This is a genomic window from Bacillus sp. LJBS06 (assembly GCF_016924995.1).
Classification (GTDB): Bacteria; Bacillota; Bacilli; order Bacillales; family Bacillaceae; genus Bacillus; species Bacillus stercoris.
Genome location: NZ_CP070483.1, coordinates 1,169,855 through 1,185,406 on the forward strand (window position 1 = coordinate 1,169,855; position 15,552 = coordinate 1,185,406).

Consider the following 15,552-nt stretch of genomic DNA (forward strand, 5'->3'; position numbering starts at 1 on the left):
GGGTCTCGTTTTCTATATAAAAGAGAGGTGAAAGCATTTGCGGATTTTACATACAGCTGATTGGCATCTTGGAAAAACGCTTGAAGGAAGAAGCAGGCTGAGTGAGCAGGCCGATGTGCTGGATGAACTGAATACGATTGTAAAGGATGAGCAAATTGATGCCATTGTAATGGCGGGAGATGCGTTTGACACCGTGAACCCGCCGGCTTTAGCTGAGCAGTTGTTTTATGAAAGCCTGTCTGCGCTCAGTGACAGAGGAAAGCGCCCGATCGTTGTCATTGCCGGAAACCATGATAATCCTGATCGTTTGTCCGCCGCTTCACCGCTGACACATGAAAACGGCATTTATTTAATCGGTTATCCGACAACAGAGCCGATTCATATTGAAGTGCCCTCAGCAGGGGAGCTTTTGGCGGTTGGAGCGCTGGCGTATCCATCAGAAGCGCGGTTGAATGAAGTGCTATCCGATACGTTTGATGAAAAGCTGCTCCGTGATCATTATGACGTGAAAATCAGGCAGGCGTTTGAACATATGACAAGCCGTTTCCGGAACGATGCAGTGAAGATTGCCGCCAGCCATATTTATGTCGCAGGCGGAAACCAAACCGATTCAGAGCGGCCGATTGAAGTCGGCGGTGCATACACGGTGGCTGCTGAAAGCCTGCCTGCGGATGCCGCTTACGTCGCGCTCGGCCATTTGCATCGCCCGCAAACGATCAAGCGGGCGCGGACGCTTGCGCGTTATTCAGGATCTCCGCTCGCCTACAGCTTTTCTGAAGCAGGCTACGCTAAATCAGTGACGATTGTGGACGCAAAGCCGGAGGAAGACGCCACTTGGCGTGAGGTATTATTATCAAGCGGCAAGCCCCTTGTGAAGTGGAAAGCGGCAAATGGATTAAGTGAGGTGTACAGCTGGCTGGATGAAGGCAGGGATCAGAATGCTTGGATTGACCTGGAAATCCGTGTCACGGACCAGCTGTCACTTGAAGAGATTCACAGGCTGCGGAAGGCGCACCCGGGTTTTATCCATATCAGGCCGGTTTTTGAAGAACAGAATAAAGACCGGGAACGGATCGAGGTTAAACATGTCTCAATCGAGGACCGCTTTAAGAAATTTTATGAAAAACAAACTGGCGGCGCGGTGCCGGATGAAGAAATGGTGAAGCTGTTTTTAGAGCTTGCATCAGGCGTTGAAGAGGAGGATGCGAAATGAAGCCAATCGCCTTAAGCATTAAGGGGCTCCACAGCTTTAGAGAGGAGCAGACGATAGATTTTGAAGGCCTTTCCGGTGCTGGTGTTTTCGGCATTTTCGGCCCGACAGGAAGCGGTAAATCCTCTATTCTCGACGCAATGACGCTTGCTTTATACGGAAAGGTGGAACGGGCGGCAAATAATACGCACGGAATCTTAAATCACGCCGAAGATACGCTGTCTGTTTCCTTTACCTTTGCGCTTCAGTCGAATCATCAAATCTCATACAAAGTTGAGCGTGTGTTTAAGAGAACGGATGAAATGAAGGTGAAAACGGCACTTTGCCGCTTCATCGAAATCAAGGATGAGCATACGGTGCTGGCTGATAAAGCCAGCGAAGTGAATAAAAGAGTGGAGGAGCTCTTGGGGCTGACGATCGACGATTTTACGAGAGCGGTGGTGCTGCCGCAAGGGAAATTTGCTGAGTTTCTGTCTTTAAAAGGGGCAGAGCGCAGGCATATGCTTCAGCGTTTATTTCATTTGGAGCAATACGGAGACAGGCTTGTGAAAAAACTGAGGCGGCAGGCACAGGAGGCCAACGCGAGAAAAAATGAAATGCTCGCTGAGCAGTCTGGTCTCGGTGAGGCGAGTTCAGAGGCAGTTGAGCAAGCGGAAAAGGCTCTCGAACAAGCCGAAACCAGGCTGGAAGCGATGAGGAAGAGCCGTGATCAGGCGAAAGAGCGATTTACGGAGCATCAGGAGATTTGGAATGTCCAAAAGGAACAATCCGCTTATGAAGAAGAGAAAAAACGTCTCGCGGAAGAACAGCCGCATGTAGACATTATGCAAAAACGCCTGCTGGAAGCAGAAACAGCCGCCGCTCTTAAGCCCTATGCGGACCGATACGCAGAAGCGATCCAGCATGAAGCGAAAGCTGAAAAGGAACAAACGCTAGCCCGCAAGGATTTAGAAGGCCGGAATGCTTTCTTTCAGCAAAAACATGAAGAGTATGAAGCGTGGCGCCAGCATAAAAGCGAGAAAGAGCCTGAGCTTTTAACTAAGCAGGAACAGCTTTCCCGTTTGCAGGAAATCGAAATGAAACTGAGTGAGGCCAAGCAAGAGGAAGAGCGCAAAAAGGCTGAACTCCGGCAGAAAGAAGAGGCTCTTCAATCTGTCATGAGTGAATTGGAGACGGTAACAGACCGCCTGACACGAGGGCAAAACAGACAGACGGAATTGAAGCAGCAGCTCAAATCCCTGCAGGTGACATCCGATGAGCGAAGAAGCTGCCAGCAGGCCGCAGAAATGGCATTGCACATCAGGCAAACTGAAGAGCAAATCAAAAAAGAGAAAAATCGAAGTGACGAATTGAGCCTCGTGCTGCAGAAGATGAATGAAGAGAAGAATACACTTGTTCAAAGGACGGAAGCGGAAGAAAACAACATCATTCAGGCATATGAGGCTGTGCAAACCGTGTACCATTTGGTGTGCGAGGCGGAACACTCATTAACACGTATGACTGAAGAGGCTAGAAAGAATCAACATACGCTTCACCTACAGCGTGAAAAAGCAAGGATGGCACTCCTGACAAAAGAGTTAGCGCAAAAACTGACCGCCGGCAAGCCTTGCCCGGTCTGCGGTTCAACCGATCACGATCCATCCGCGTCAGTACATGAAACATATGAAGCCGACAGGCATCTTGAAGAGGACATCAAACGGACAGATGTGTTATTGACGGAAGCAGCAGCTCTCAGCCAGGAGATTCTTTCAGCCAAAATTACGCTTGAAGAACAGTCCGCGCGCTTTATGGAACAGTGTCCGTTTTTGCAGACCAGTCAAGCGCAGAACCTTGAAGCGGCGGCTTCCTTCGAGAATCAGCCGGTGTATGAAGCATTTGAAACTGCCAAATTTGAATGGAAACGAATCAAGCAGGACATTCTTTCTGTTAAAACACGGATGGCACAAATGATCGGCGCCTATCAGGAGTCTTTAAAAAAGGCCGAGCAGGTTAATGAAAAAATCGGTTTTGAAAAAAGAGAGGCTGACCGTATTGAAAGCATCATCACCGAGCTTCAAACCTCATTGGACAGCCGTCTGAACATGTTCAAAGAAGCATTTCAGGATCAATCTGTGGACGAAGCAGAAAAATGGCAGCAAGCCATTGAAGAAAAGGACCGGGCTGCAGAAGAATGTGAAAAACGAATTGAGAAGAGTATCGCGTTTCTTGCTGAGCATGAAGCACAAAAGGAAAAACTGCGGGAATCGGGGCATCGGCTTGAACGGGAAAAACTGGAGCTTCATTATGCCGCTGAACGCATCAAGAGCGTGATAGCTGATTATGAGAACGAACTTGGAGATTATGCAAAAGGAGATTCTATTCAAGTCAAACTCCGCTCTGTCCAGCAGGATCTAAAGCTGTTAAAGGAAAAAGAACAATCTTTATATGAAGAACTGCAGAGCGCCCAAATGAACCTCAATCAGGCGAAAAGCCGCGCTTCGGCAAGCGAGCTCACTCTTCAAGAGGCGAAGGGGAGATTGGAAAAAGCAAAAGCTGCTTGGCTTGAGCATGCCAAAAACACCTGCTTTACCCGGACTGAGGAGGTTGAACAAAGTCTCATCCCAGCCGATGAACTTGAAAAGATGAAAACCGGCATAGACCAGTTTATGGATAAACTGAAGCAAAATGCTGCAAACTTAAAACGAGTAGCAGAGATACTTGACGGCAGAGCGATATCAGAGAGCGAATGGAGCGAAACCGTTGCAGCATTACAAAAAGCTGAGGACGCATTTAGCGCTGCTATAGAGGAAAAAGGCGCGGCTGCGAAAGCACTGGCCGTCATTCGCGACCATCATAAACGATTTAAAGAAATTGAAGCGGAACTGAAAAAGTGGCAGACGCATATCGACAGGCTGGACAAGCTGCAAGCTGTGTTTAAAGGCAATACCTTCGTCGAATTTTTAGCTGAGGAGCAGCTTGAAAGCGTTGCGAGGGACGCCTCAGCAAGACTCGGTATGCTGACGAGACAGCGCTATGCCATCGAAGTAGATTCTGAGGGCGGCTTTGTGATGCGGGATAATGCGAACGGAGGCGTAAGACGCCCGGTATCCAGTTTGTCTGGGGGAGAAACCTTCCTCACTTCGCTATCACTCGCTCTTGCGCTGTCTGCCCAGATCCAGCTTCGCGGAGAATACCCGCTCCAGTTCTTTTTCTTAGATGAAGGATTCGGCACACTGGATCAAGATCTGCTTGATACGGTTGTAACGGCCTTGGAAAAACTTCAGTCAGACAATCTGGCTGTCGGTGTCATCAGCCATGTGCAGGAACTGCGTGCACGGCTTCCGAAAAAACTGATCGTCCATCCGGCTGAACCGAGCGGCCGCGGTACACGGGTATCACTTGAGTTGATGTAAAGGGGGAGCTGATATGGCAAAGCAGACTGCCGGAATATGTGAGCTGTGCGGCCGGAGCGATGTCCAGCTGACAGAGCACCATCTCACACCGAAAGAAGAAGGCGGAACGTTTTTGCCGACAGCGATGCTCTGTATTCCTTGCCATAAACAAATTCATGCCTTATATACCAATCAAGAGATCGCTGTACGCTTAAACGGAATAGAAAAGCTCAGAAGCGATCCAGAGCTTGCCCGGTTTGTCAAATGGATCAGAAAACAGCCGCCTGAAAAACTGATCAAAACCAAGAAATCAAATGAGCGAAAAAAGAAAAAATGACTAAAAAGCAGCCCTCTCTTTGCAGAGCGGCTGCTTTTATCCGTTTCCAACCATATCCTGATCGTTGACATCGGGGTCTATATAATTTGTCGCGTTGACTGCGTTATTTAATAGAAGGAAATCTCCCGTGTTTCCTGCTCCCGAACCGAGCGCAGATTTTGAAGAGCTTTTCGGAGAAAGGTAAAAGGAATCACCAAAGTTTACGACTCCGCCCGATATGGAATTGATAGCTATAGGCCCGACAATTGCTGGCATAAACGACACCCTTTATCGAAGTCTCTGTTTATTATATGTTCTTGGCGGGCGATTGTGAGCGCGGAGACTGAATCTGTCTGATATGTTTGAGTCTCGCATCACCGCGAATATGCGAAGCTGATCCGGCATGTAAAACAGAAGAGGCTGAGACCCCTTGAATTTTGATGCTGCGAACATAAATAGCCGGCACCTCGTGGCAAAACGCGCTTTGTACACCTGTTTCAGGGAGCGGCTTCACGGCCTGCTGCTGAAAGATCTGATACTCCTTTTTGTTAAATGAGCCTTCATTATGGTAAAACGTGGACAGAGAACGCTGCACAGCAAATACTTTTACACTCATATCGATTTCATTTGTGTCGCCAACTTGAAACACACTTGCGATCCCGAGAGAATTAAACTTAACTAGCCTGATGCGCGATATGCGTTTAAGCATTATTCTGGCGCAAGCGGAGCAAACGGCCCGATAATAAGAGATTCAGGCGGTGTATCAAAAATAGAAGACAGGTAGATGGATTCAGTGTCTCCGATGTGGAAAACGGAGGAACTGGACACACCGTTCATCCGGATGTCCCCGACTTCCAAGCTGCGGTTGATGACTGTAAAGATCATGCTTGCTCATCTCCTTTCATTTCGGATGGAATATGCTCCAGAAAGTGTTCTACAGCGCGGATTACATCACGCTTCACATGCTCAGCGATATGTTCTGCATATTGTGCAGGCGGTATATGCTCTTCTTTTTTGATATGGGACATATAATAATGGATTCGGCTGTCCATTTGTTTTCTGATGTCTTCAATGATATGGTGTCTGTTTGTATCGTCAAGTCTGCTGTCATATTGGTTTTCAAGCTGCTCCAAAACATCTGGGATTTCCTCGGTTAAGTACATGTCGACATTCTGGCGGATCTGCTGCATGAGCTGAGCGCTCTCTTCCTGCTGCATCATCCCGATTTGCGGTGTCGACTGGCTGACGTCAAAGTTTTGGACGCTGTTCGGATCAGTCGGATTTAAGCCGATATTCAAAGTCCCGTCGAGCCTTTCAATTTTCAGCTGATCAAACTTATATTCCACACGCTCAATGGTAGTGGCCGGCCGCTGTTTCATCGTATTCATTTCAGTTTGAATCTCCTTCAGCTGGCGTTCGAGCTGCTGAATGTGAATCGCCTGCTGCTGAACAAAGGAATTCAAGTTTTGCAAGTAAGAGGAAACAGATTGATCATACATGTTCTTCACCTCTTTCATATGATTAACGGCCAGGAGGCTGGAGCGGGACCAATGAACCTGTGTCGGGTTCCTGCAACTGGAGCGGTTGCCCTGTGCCTGAAACCGCTGGTGCCGGTTCTACATAGCTGCCCGTATTATACAAATTTGACAGAGACTTGATTGATCCGGCGCTCCCAATTTGCAGAATGGAGGAATTGCTGATTGATTCCAGCCGGAGATAGTTGATTTGAATGGTTTGATTAATATAGAAGTTCATGAGCCTCACTCCTTTTACGCATTGGCTACGATCGGCTGATCAACCGCATCATTGTCATACACATTCGTCGCGTTTTGATAATTCATCACCTTGAGGCTGTCGCCGGTATTAAAGCTGCCAGCGCCGGCAAATGTTCTGACCTGAGCCTGAGGAGAAATCGTAATGCAGTCCCCAATGTGAACGACTCCGCTCGTACCAATCGCATTAATTTTAAACGCTCCGACAATGGCTGGCATACGAGCACATCCTTTGTTGAAAAATTTTAAAAAAACAAGTAAAGTGAAAATACAATTCTGATTTCACTTGGGCTATTCACGATAGCTTATGACAAACGCACATATGTGTGAGAGAAATTTAAAGGGGACATATCGGCTCTTGATGAAAACGCTTTAATTTTTCGAGCCGTTATGTTTTGTGTATAAGTTGAGCGGACATGCGGCTAAGGATGCCGCGATCCGCCTATGGTTATTTTGGTTTGTTTCTTTGGTGTTTTTGCGTGTAGAAATGCTTTTTGGAGTATGTCGTGCTGCGGTATTCGATTGTTGGGCGGGCACATTCTCGCCCTGAGGTATATCCCAGAAGTGCTGAGCAAAAAGCGGAGTTGCATGTGGTGTATTCGAATCGTTATCGAAAATGGTTTACATACGGGAGTTTTCAAGATATCCCGAAAACATCATTTCTTCTTTTATCCGGGTATTCAGCAGGATATCCAGCTCTTGGCTGCATTGAATCGTTTCCTTTGAATTCATGCCGTATTTTTGTGCTGTTTCAATTAGTGTGATTCTCTTTTCTTCAATTTTACAGTTCATTACGCTATCTCCAATTCTAGATTTTATTTTGATATAAATACAGGATATCGTTAGTATAACCTATTTTGGCTGAAAAGGTTGCCTTTCGTCAATTTGACTAAAAAAGCGACATTTTTTGCTGCGGCTTTTTTGAAGGAGAAAGGACTATAGTCTTGCTAAGTGTGCTTGTAAAAAGTCCTGCCGTTCCTCAATTTCTCTAAGTATGTTTGTCTGCTCCTTTTCGATTTGAAAGGGGATTTTTTTTAGAAAAGGATCATCATCAGCTCTTTGACAAATGTCAAGATGCCATTCGCTGATGAAAGGAGACAATCGTTCAATAGTAAACGACCGGTTCAGCACGTTTTTCATTAATGTGTGATATTGCGAACGGAAGGCGGGAATGGAAAGAAGCCTTGACGAAAGTGTCTCTCCTTTTGCCAGAAGCGGGTCCTCATTATACCTTCCTTGAAAGGCAAGTGATCTAGTCTCTATCGGAGAAACGTAAATCCGGCTGGATTCATTTAAACAAAATGTGTAATAAAAGCCTTGATTGGTGCAGGCATTGCCAATCAGCCACAAAAAAAACAGCTTGACATCCAGATACAATTTAATGCGTTCGGCCAATTCGTCATCTCCAGCTGTGCGGATCAGTATGAAAAATTCATGCAAGAATGCGGAAGAATCATCGTTAAAAACAGACACTGGAATCCTTGGATCGGCGGTCTTCACTTCGTAACTCGTTCTACCGGCTGGCTGATGGTTCTTAATGTTCAAATAAATGCCTTCAGGCTGGCCATTGATGGTCAGGAAGCTGTACGAGGCAGCGGGAGCAGGTACGCCGATCTGGTCAAAAAAACAATAGGCGAGTCTGCGCCGCATCAGGGACGGATCATCCTGTTCCGCATTCAAAAAAAGTGTCCTTTCACCAAGCAGAGACCTTTCCCAGCTGATTTCATAGGATGCCTTTTCCGCTCTGTCACGCTGTGTGAGAAGAATGGGAGAAACAGATCGGTCTGTTACGAAAAGCCCCTTGGCAGTACCTTTCCTTTTCAACTGCTCCCGGTGAAAAAATAAATGCACGCTCTCCATATTCTTTCCTCCTTCTCAAAACGACATTTGTATGATATGTACAGCAAGCCCGTCCTGAAACGAAATGAAAACGAATATGAGAAAAAGGGATTTCAGCATTCGACAGAGAATACATGAAGGAGCATTCTGATTTAAAAGATGATGGAGGAATAACATGAAATTTGCGACAGGGGAACTTTACAACCGAATGTTTGTCGGCCTGATCATTGATGATGAGAAAATTATGGATTTGCAAAAGGCTGAAAAAAAACTGTTTGAACTTGAGACGATTCCGGGATCGCTGATTGAATGTATCGCAGAAGGGGATAAATTCGTTGCGCATGCAAGGCAGCTGGCCGAGTGGGCGAAGAAACCGAATGATGAGCTTGGATCATTTATGTATTCATTATCAGAGGTGAAGCTCCATGCACCCATTCCGAAGCCATCAAAAAATATCATCTGCATCGGCAAAAACTACCGGGATCACGCGATTGAAATGGGAAGTGAGGCTGATATTCCGGAGCATCCGATGGTATTTACTAAATCGCCGGTAACGGTTACGGGGCATGGAGATATCGTCAAGGGACATGAAGAGGTCACCTCCCAGCTTGATTATGAAGGAGAACTTGCTGTCGTGATCGGAAAAAGCGGAACCCGCATTTCAAAAGAAGACGCATATGACCATGTTTTCGGATATACGATTGTGAATGATATCACGGCGCGTGATCTGCAAAAAAGGCATAAGCAGTTTTTTATTGGAAAAAGCCTGGATACGACATGTCCGATGGGACCCGTGCTTGTACATAAATCATCGATTCAGGAGCCGGAGCGCCTCAAGGTTGAAACAAGAGTCAACGGTGAGCTGCGCCAATCCGGTTCAGCAAGCGATATGATTTTTTCTATTCCTGAATTAATTGAAACCCTCTCAAAGGGGATGACGCTTGAAGCGGGAGACATCATTGCCACCGGTACCCCGTCTGGTGTCGGCAAGGGGTTTACGCCCCCAAAATTTTTGCGGCCAGGCGACAAAATTGATATTACAATCGACCCGATCGGAACGCTGTCAAACCAAATCGGCTGAATAAAACTGGAGGGCGGACCTGGACCCGCCCGTTTTTTCTGACAATCTTCTTTGTGGCAGAGGACATGTTCATGGTACTATAAGTGGGGTAATTTATCTGATAGGGGGAACATATATGACACACCTACATATTACAACATGGGTAGTGGCGCTGATTCTGCTTTTCGTCAGCTACTCGCTGTATTCTTCAGGAAGTGCGAAGGGCGCAAAGATCACTCATATGATTCTGCGGTTATTCTATATCCTTATTATTTTGACAGGAGCTGAGCTGTTTGTCCGCTTTGCCAACTGGAACGGAGAATATGCCGGCAAAATGATTCTGGGCATTATCACCATCGGACTGATGGAAATGCTCCTCATCCGCAAGAAAAAAGAAAAATCAACAGGAGGCCTGTGGATCGGCTTTGTCATTGTTCTTGTGCTGACAGTGCTGCTTGGTCTGCATTTGCCAATCGGTTTTCAATTATTTTAATCGAAAATCCCGTGAACCCGGCTCTTTGATAGAGTTGGGTTTTTTTATAATTATCCCCTTATATACCAAATCATTTAAAATAACCTTAAAATTCCCTGTAAGCGGTATCTCGTCCTATGAAATTATGATACCTTCAAGGAGATTCATTATTTTGCAGGAGGGATATCATGAAACGTAGAAAATTCAGCTCGTTTGTGGCGGCAGTGCTTATTTTTGCACTGATTTTCAGCCTGTTTTCTCCGGGAACCAAAGCCGCAGCGGCCGGAGCGATTGATCAGGCGGCTGCTCTGGAAAACGGCAAAGAGCAGACAGGCGCCATGAAGGAGCCGGAACAGGTGAAATGGTACAAAGTGACTCCGGGAAAGACGGATATTCAGAAAAACTCACATATGGCACTGACCGTAAAGAGTGATTCAGTACTGAATGTATCTGTATATCCAAGTAAGGAAAAAGCGCTTAAAGATGAAACGTTTGAGATGTATCGATCTTTCACAGCGGAGGATGGAAAAAGCGAAATCATTTTTCCATACGCGTGGAGCGGCCCTTACTATGTAAAAGTTGAATACCTCGGAGAAGAAGAACCAGAGGACGGCGGAACAGCAAAAGCAGCTGCGGAAGCCAAGTATACGATTGGGTATAAAGGCACCAAAAAACAGCCATCAGATTTAGAAGAGGAAGAAGCTTGTCCGGTTGAAATGAGTGTCGATCAGAAGAAATCTGGAAAAGGCATTCTGGATAAGCTGAGAGCGATTCGGGATGAGCAGCTGAGCCAAACAGCAGAAGGCAAAGAACTGACAAGCCTTTATTACAAAGCAGCACCGTTTATCGTTGCAAAGCTCGCACTCAATAAAACAGCAAGAAATGAAATCTATCAGGACCTTGTGACATTAAAGCCGTTATTTGACGATGTGTCAGAAAACGGAACGTCATCTTCATATAAGGTCACTGAAAAGGATCAAAAAGCGATCAATCGGCTATATGACAAAGCTTTACAGTCGGTACCGTCTTTCCTTAAAGAGGAAATAAAGAATCAGGCGGATCGATTAAATATTAAGCAGCTGCAAGGCAAAACAGCAGGAACAATTTTAACTGAAAACAATATTGCAGCAAAAAGTGAAGTTCAGACAACAAAGGTTATTTTCAAGGTGAAGGATAATAAAAGCCTCTCATCCGTACATAACGAAATGAAGGGCTTTTCTGCAAGCGCGCAATCGAAAAAAGATATTTCTAATGTGAAAAAGGCAAAGAAACTGTTTGACAATCTATATTCATTTGAACTGCCAAAAGATGAGAAACAGAACGGCACATATACGGCAAGCGCCAAACGGGTCAAAAGCGCTGCCACGACATTATCCAAGATGTCTAACGTAGAATTTGCGGAACCTGTAAAGGAATACAAGAGCCTGGCAAACGATATTCAGTATCCTTACCAATGGCCGCTTAAAAACACTGGCGAAAACGGCGGTGTTAAAAACGCGGATGTAAAATACGAGCCTGCCAGCACATTGCTGTCCAAGCGCAAGCTTAACGATACACTCATTGCAGTAGTAGACACAGGCGTTGACAGCACGCTTGCCGATTTAAAAGGAAAAGTAAGAACCGATCTCGGACGCAATTTTGTCGGACGGAATAACAACGCAATGGATGATCAGGGGCATGGAACGCATGTCGCCGGAATTATCGCCGCCCAAAGCGATAACGGCTACTCAATGACTGGATTGAACGCCAAAGCAAAAATTATCCCTGTCAAAGTGCTTGATTCCACGGGCTCCGGAGATACTGAACAAATCGCACTCGGCATCAAATATGCTGCTGATAAAGGAGCAAAGGTAATTAATTTAAGTTTAGGCGGAGGCTACAGCCGCGTGCTTGAATTTGCTTTGAAATACGCAGCTGACAAAAATGTCTTGATTGCCGCAGCCAGCGGGAATGACGGAGCCAATTCTTTATCTTATCCTGCATCTTCTAAATATGTGATGTCAGTCGGCGCCACAAACCGCATGGATATGACCGCGGATTTTTCTAACTATGGAAAAGGCCTGGACATCTCTGCTCCAGGGTCTGATATCCCGAGCTTAGTGCCGAACGGAAATGTCACATATATGAGCGGAACATCCATGGCGACGCCATATGCTGCCGCTGCTGCGGGACTGCTGTTTGCTCAAAATCCTAAGCTGAAAAGAACAGAAGTAGAGGATATGTTGAAAAAGACTGCAGATGATATTTCCTTTGAAAGTGTCGATGGCGAAGAAGAAGAGTTATATGACGATTATGGCGATCCGATTGAAATTCCAAAGACACCTGGAGTAGACTGGCACTCAGGCTACGGGCGTCTGAATGTCATGAAGGCTGTCAGCGCAGCTGATTTACAGCTCAAGGTCAACAAGCTCGAAAGCACTCAAACAGCTGTCAGAGGAAACGCAAAGGAAGGCACGCTGATCGAGGTGATGAACGGCAAAAAGAAACTCGGCAGCGCCAAAGCCGGAAAAGACAATGCGTTCAAGGTTAATATCGCGACTCAAAAACAGGATCAAGTACTGTATGTGAAAGCAACAAAAGGCGATGCGAAAACATCGTATAAAGTTGTTGTCGTCAAAGGAAAACCTTCCGGCACACCGAAAGTAAACGCGGTCAAATCGAAGGATACGGCAGTAAAAGGGAAGGCGAACAGCAAAGCAATGATCAGAGTGAAAAATAAATCAAAGAAAGTCATTGCTTCTGCCAAGGCTGACGCAAAAGGAGCGTTTTCGGTGAAAATAAAAAAACAAAAAGCCGGAACGGTGCTGTACGTCACGGCTGCGGATACAGATAAAAAAGAAAGCAAGGAAGCAAAAGTTGTCGTAGAAAAGTAACCAAAAAGCGGTGCTCGATGCACCGCTTTTTTTATTTGCGCCCCCGTTGGACTGCTGAATACATGATGGATCGCTTTCCGTTTGAGGCCGTCCATTCAAACCGGTCTCCTGTCCCTTCGCTGCTGTAGTGATGCTGCATCGCGCATTGGGCGGCATCATTTGAAAAGTGATAAAAGGACACACCCTGCTCCTCCGAAGTATTTGAAAAGACTCCTTTATTATAAGAAAAGACGCAATCGAATACCGATAAGCCGAAGCTGTGCAAGTGCTGCAGAAATGCGAGAAAGGTTTCGTCGTCAAGCGAATCCAAAAGTGCCATAAGCGGCCGCTTGATTGATTTCTCATAGCGGATGCGTTCTCCACCGGAAAGGGAGATGTTTTCTTCACCGCATGCCAGAACCAATTGATCCTGAAAGCCGGCTTGCTCCCACTTTCCTTTATGATGGACCCAGATTTGCCTGTGTTGGAGAGTGTCCGCCAAAAGTATATCACCTTCTCCGTTTTCGATTAAACAGATGCCGTCTTCGATGAGGATGGTGCCGTATTCCCATTTTCGTTCTCCTGTATATATCAATTGTTTCCGTTTCATGCATGCTGTCTCCTTTTTCTTCATTCCTCTCTTTTCTTTCCAATTCAAGCCTGTCCCATACAACTCTTTTATGGACAAATCAACTATCTGCCTATAGATGCATAAACTTACTAAGGTGCTGAAAGAAACGAAATTGTTACGATAGAAACGGGATTGGAGCTGATATCACATGTGTGGAATTACGGGTTGGGTCGATTTTAAAAAGCAGCTCGTCCAGGAAAAACAAACGATGAACAGAATGACAGACACTCTTTCCAAACGAGGGCCTGATGATTCTAACGTTTGGGGAGAGCACCATGTTTTATTCGGACATAAAAGACTTGCTGTTGTTGATATTGAAGGCGGACGCCAGCCGATGGCGTGTACCTATAAAGGCGATACGTACACCATTATTTATAATGGCGAGCTGTATAACACGGAAGATTTGCGCAAAGAATTGCGGGCTCGGGGCCATCAATTCGAGCGCACATCAGATACCGAGGTGCTTCTTCACAGCTACATTGAATGGCAGGAAGACTGTGTCGACCATCTCAATGGCATATTCGCTTTTGCTGTGTGGGATGAAAAGCGCAATCTGCTGTTTGCCGCAAGAGACCGTCTCGGCGTAAAGCCGTTTTTTTACACGAAGGAAGGCTCTTCATTTCTCTTCGGGTCGGAAATCAAAGCGATCCTAGCACACCCTGATATAAAAGCGCGGGTGGACAGAACGGGACTTTCTGAAATTTTCGGGCTTGGACCGTCCAGAACCCCGGGCACTGGCGTATTTAAAGGCATAAAAGAAATCCGTCCGGCTCACGCGCTGACGTTTTCCAAAGACGGGCTTAAAATTTGGCGTTATTGGAATGTTGAAAGCGAAAGACATACGGACAGTTTTGATGACACGGTTGCCAATGTCAGATCATTGTTTCAAGACGCGGTGACGCGGCAGCTTGTGTCGGATGTGCCGGTTTGTACGTTCCTATCAGGCGGTCTGGACTCAAGCGCGATTACAGCGATTGCGGCGGGCCATTTTGAAAAGGAAGGAAAAGCACCGCTTCATACTTATTCGATTGATTACGAAGAGAACGATAAATTTTTTCAAGCAAGCGCTTTTCAGCCGAATGATGACGGACCATGGATTGAAAAAATGACAGACGCTTTCGGCACAACGCACCACAAATGTGTCATCAGCCAAAAGGATCTCGTTGATCACTTGGAGGAAGCTGTACTGGTCAAAGACTTGCCGGGAATGGCGGATGTCGACTCGTCCCTGCTGTGGTTTTGCCGGGAAATCAAAAAGGACTTTGTCGTCAGCCTGTCGGGAGAGTGCGCAGATGAGATTTTCGGCGGGTATCCGTGGTTTCATATGGCTGATGTCGAGTCAGGCTTTCCATGGATGAGGTCGACAGAGGAGCGGATCAAGCTGCTTTCTGACTCATGGCAGAAAAAATTGAATCTGAAAGAATACGTAAATGCCAAATACGAAGAAACCTTGGCGGAAACGCCATTATTAGATGGAGAAACGGGTGTGGATAAAGCAAGAAGGCAGCTGTTCTATTTAAATATGCTTTGGTTTATGACGAACCTTTTGGATCGGAAGGATCGCATGAGCATGGGGGCGAGCCTGGAAGTGCGGGTGCCGTTCGCCGATCACCGGCTTGTGGAATATGTTTGGAATATCCCATGGGAAATGAAAATGCATGACAACCGGGAAAAAGGCATTTTGCGCAAAGCACTTGAGGGCATTTTGCCTGATGACATTTTGTATCGCAAAAAAAGCCCGTATCCGAAAACGCACCACCCCGAATATACAAAAGGCGTCAGCGAATGGCTGAAAACGATCAGAAGCCAAAAGGACTCTGTGCTCCATACCTTACTGGACAGAAAACAATTAGATCAGCTTTTAGAAACGGAAGGTTCTTCCTTCAAGGTTCCGTGGTTCGGGCAGCTCATGAAGGGGCCTCAGCTGATCGCCCACCTTGCCCAAATTCATACATGGTTTGAAGCGTATCGCATTGATATTGATGAAGGATAAAGAAAAAGCCGATTCTGCTAAAAGGAATCGGCTTTT

Annotated in this window: 16 protein-coding genes; 7 read left to right on the forward strand and 9 right to left on the reverse strand. The window is 46.2% G+C overall.

From position 1 onward, the window contains the following. Positions 1-37: 37 nt before the first annotated feature. From sbcD to hlpB, 3 genes are read left to right on the forward strand one after another with little or no spacing between them, the layout of a single operon-like run. Positions 38-1,213 (forward strand): exonuclease subunit SbcD, encoded by a 1,176-nt coding sequence (gene sbcD / locus JQX68_RS05850; RefSeq protein ID WP_014663460.1) that lies wholly within the window; start codon positions 38-40, stop codon positions 1,211-1,213. Beyond that, the gene (gene sbcC / locus JQX68_RS05855; protein WP_014663461.1) at positions 1,210-4,602 is read left to right on the forward strand and encodes an exonuclease subunit SbcC; all 3,393 of its coding nucleotides are present in this window, start codon (positions 1,210-1,212) and stop codon (positions 4,600-4,602) included. The genes sbcD and sbcC overlap by 4 nt, the downstream gene beginning before the upstream one ends. Before the next feature lie 13 nt (positions 4,603-4,615). Further along, the gene (gene hlpB, locus JQX68_RS05860; protein ID WP_014663462.1) at positions 4,616-4,918 is read left to right on the forward strand and encodes an HNH nuclease-like protein HlpB; all 303 of its coding nucleotides are present in this window, start codon (positions 4,616-4,618) and stop codon (positions 4,916-4,918) included. A 36-nt stretch (positions 4,919-4,954) separates the two neighbouring features. Here hlpB and JQX68_RS05865 read toward each other — a convergent pair whose 3' ends face one another. The 8 genes from JQX68_RS05865 to JQX68_RS05900 all read right to left on the reverse strand — a co-directional run bounded on the left by JQX68_RS05865 (position 4,955) and on the right by JQX68_RS05900 (position 8,529). Further along, positions 4,955-5,173: a spore germination protein gene (locus JQX68_RS05865; protein ID WP_003233096.1), complete on the reverse strand. Its 219-nt coding sequence runs from the start codon at positions 5,171-5,173 to the stop codon at positions 4,955-4,957. 31 nt (positions 5,174-5,204) lie between these two features. Next, positions 5,205-5,606, reverse strand: a complete 402-nt coding sequence (locus JQX68_RS05870) for a spore germination protein GerPE (protein ID WP_041521292.1) — start codon at positions 5,604-5,606, stop codon at positions 5,205-5,207. Continuing rightward, a complete protein-coding gene (gerPD, locus tag JQX68_RS05875) occupies positions 5,606-5,782 on the reverse strand; it encodes a spore germination protein GerPD (protein ID WP_003233093.1) in 177 nt (58 codons plus the stop codon). The genes JQX68_RS05870 and gerPD overlap by 1 nt, the downstream gene beginning before the upstream one ends. Beyond that, entirely contained in the window at positions 5,779-6,396 is a 618-nt protein-coding gene (gerPC, locus tag JQX68_RS05880) for a spore germination protein GerPC (protein WP_014663464.1), read from the reverse strand. Before gerPC ends, gerPD begins: the two co-directional genes overlap by 4 nt. A 22-nt stretch (positions 6,397-6,418) precedes the next feature. Next, complete coding sequence (gerPB, locus tag JQX68_RS05885) at positions 6,419-6,652, reverse strand: spore germination protein GerPB (RefSeq protein ID WP_014663465.1); 234 nt, start codon at positions 6,650-6,652, stop codon at positions 6,419-6,421. 14 nt (positions 6,653-6,666) lie between these two features. Then, positions 6,667-6,888 (reverse strand): spore germination protein, encoded by a 222-nt coding sequence (locus tag JQX68_RS05890; RefSeq protein WP_003233088.1) that lies wholly within the window; start codon positions 6,886-6,888, stop codon positions 6,667-6,669. Between the two features lie 402 nt (positions 6,889-7,290). Next, on the reverse strand, positions 7,291-7,461 hold the full coding sequence (locus tag JQX68_RS05895) for an aspartyl-phosphate phosphatase Spo0E family protein (RefSeq protein WP_040083507.1): 171 nt from the start codon (positions 7,459-7,461) through the stop codon (positions 7,291-7,293). A 144-nt stretch (positions 7,462-7,605) separates the two neighbouring features. Beyond that, a complete protein-coding gene (locus JQX68_RS05900) occupies positions 7,606-8,529 on the reverse strand; it encodes a CotH kinase family protein (RefSeq protein WP_069149331.1) in 924 nt (307 codons plus the stop codon). 154 nt (positions 8,530-8,683) lie between these two features. Between JQX68_RS05900 and JQX68_RS05905 the strand changes: the two genes are divergently transcribed. The 3 genes from JQX68_RS05905 to wprA all read left to right on the forward strand — a co-directional run bounded on the left by JQX68_RS05905 (position 8,684) and on the right by wprA (position 12,913). After that, positions 8,684-9,589 (forward strand): fumarylacetoacetate hydrolase family protein, encoded by a 906-nt coding sequence (locus JQX68_RS05905; protein ID WP_147771725.1) that lies wholly within the window; start codon positions 8,684-8,686, stop codon positions 9,587-9,589. A 115-nt stretch (positions 9,590-9,704) separates the two neighbouring features. After that, entirely contained in the window at positions 9,705-10,061 is a 357-nt protein-coding gene (locus JQX68_RS05910; RefSeq protein WP_014663470.1) for a YisL family protein, read from the forward strand. Positions 10,062-10,228: 167 nt separating this feature from the next. Beyond that, a complete protein-coding gene (gene wprA / locus JQX68_RS05915) occupies positions 10,229-12,913 on the forward strand; it encodes a cell wall-associated protease WprA (RefSeq protein ID WP_147771726.1) in 2,685 nt (894 codons plus the stop codon). Between the two features lie 31 nt (positions 12,914-12,944). On the opposite strand, the gene JQX68_RS05920 is transcribed toward wprA, so the two are convergent. Further along, complete coding sequence (locus JQX68_RS05920; protein ID WP_147771727.1) at positions 12,945-13,526, reverse strand: DUF2777 domain-containing protein; 582 nt, start codon at positions 13,524-13,526, stop codon at positions 12,945-12,947. A 145-nt stretch (positions 13,527-13,671) separates the two neighbouring features. Between JQX68_RS05920 and asnB the strand changes: the two genes are divergently transcribed. Further along, positions 13,672-15,516: an asparagine synthase (glutamine-hydrolyzing) gene (gene asnB, locus JQX68_RS05925; protein WP_040083501.1), complete on the forward strand. Its 1,845-nt coding sequence runs from the start codon at positions 13,672-13,674 to the stop codon at positions 15,514-15,516. Positions 15,517-15,552: the final 36 nt, after the last annotated feature.

Bases quoted from the DNA above. Each gene is read 5' to 3' on its own strand.
- sbcC (WP_014663461.1), top strand. From the start codon at position 1,210: ATGAAGCCAATCGCCTTAAGCATTAAGGGGCTCCACAGCTTTAGAGAG.
- hlpB (WP_014663462.1), top strand. From the start codon at position 4,616: ATGGCAAAGCAGACTGCCGGAATATGTGAGCTGTGCGGCCGGAGCGAT.
- JQX68_RS05865 (WP_003233096.1), bottom strand. From the start codon at position 5,173: ATGCCAGCAATTGTCGGGCCTATAGCTATCAATTCCATATCGGGCGGA.
- JQX68_RS05870 (WP_041521292.1), bottom strand. From the start codon at position 5,606: ATGCTTAAACGCATATCGCGCATCAGGCTAGTTAAGTTTAATTCTCTC.
- gerPD (WP_003233093.1), bottom strand. From the start codon at position 5,782: ATGATCTTTACAGTCATCAACCGCAGCTTGGAAGTCGGGGACATCCGG.
- gerPC (WP_014663464.1), bottom strand. From the start codon at position 6,396: ATGTATGATCAATCTGTTTCCTCTTACTTGCAAAACTTGAATTCCTTT.
- gerPB (WP_014663465.1), bottom strand. From the start codon at position 6,652: ATGAACTTCTATATTAATCAAACCATTCAAATCAACTATCTCCGGCTG.
- JQX68_RS05890 (WP_003233088.1), bottom strand. From the start codon at position 6,888: ATGCCAGCCATTGTCGGAGCGTTTAAAATTAATGCGATTGGTACGAGC.
- JQX68_RS05895 (WP_040083507.1), bottom strand. From the start codon at position 7,461: ATGAACTGTAAAATTGAAGAAAAGAGAATCACACTAATTGAAACAGCA.
- JQX68_RS05900 (WP_069149331.1), bottom strand. From the start codon at position 8,529: ATGGAGAGCGTGCATTTATTTTTTCACCGGGAGCAGTTGAAAAGGAAA.
- JQX68_RS05905 (WP_147771725.1), top strand. From the start codon at position 8,684: ATGAAATTTGCGACAGGGGAACTTTACAACCGAATGTTTGTCGGCCTG.
- JQX68_RS05910 (WP_014663470.1), top strand. From the start codon at position 9,705: ATGACACACCTACATATTACAACATGGGTAGTGGCGCTGATTCTGCTT.
- wprA (WP_147771726.1), top strand. From the start codon at position 10,229: ATGAAACGTAGAAAATTCAGCTCGTTTGTGGCGGCAGTGCTTATTTTT.
- JQX68_RS05920 (WP_147771727.1), bottom strand. From the start codon at position 13,526: ATGAAGAAAAAGGAGACAGCATGCATGAAACGGAAACAATTGATATAT.
- asnB (WP_040083501.1), top strand. From the start codon at position 13,672: ATGTGTGGAATTACGGGTTGGGTCGATTTTAAAAAGCAGCTCGTCCAG.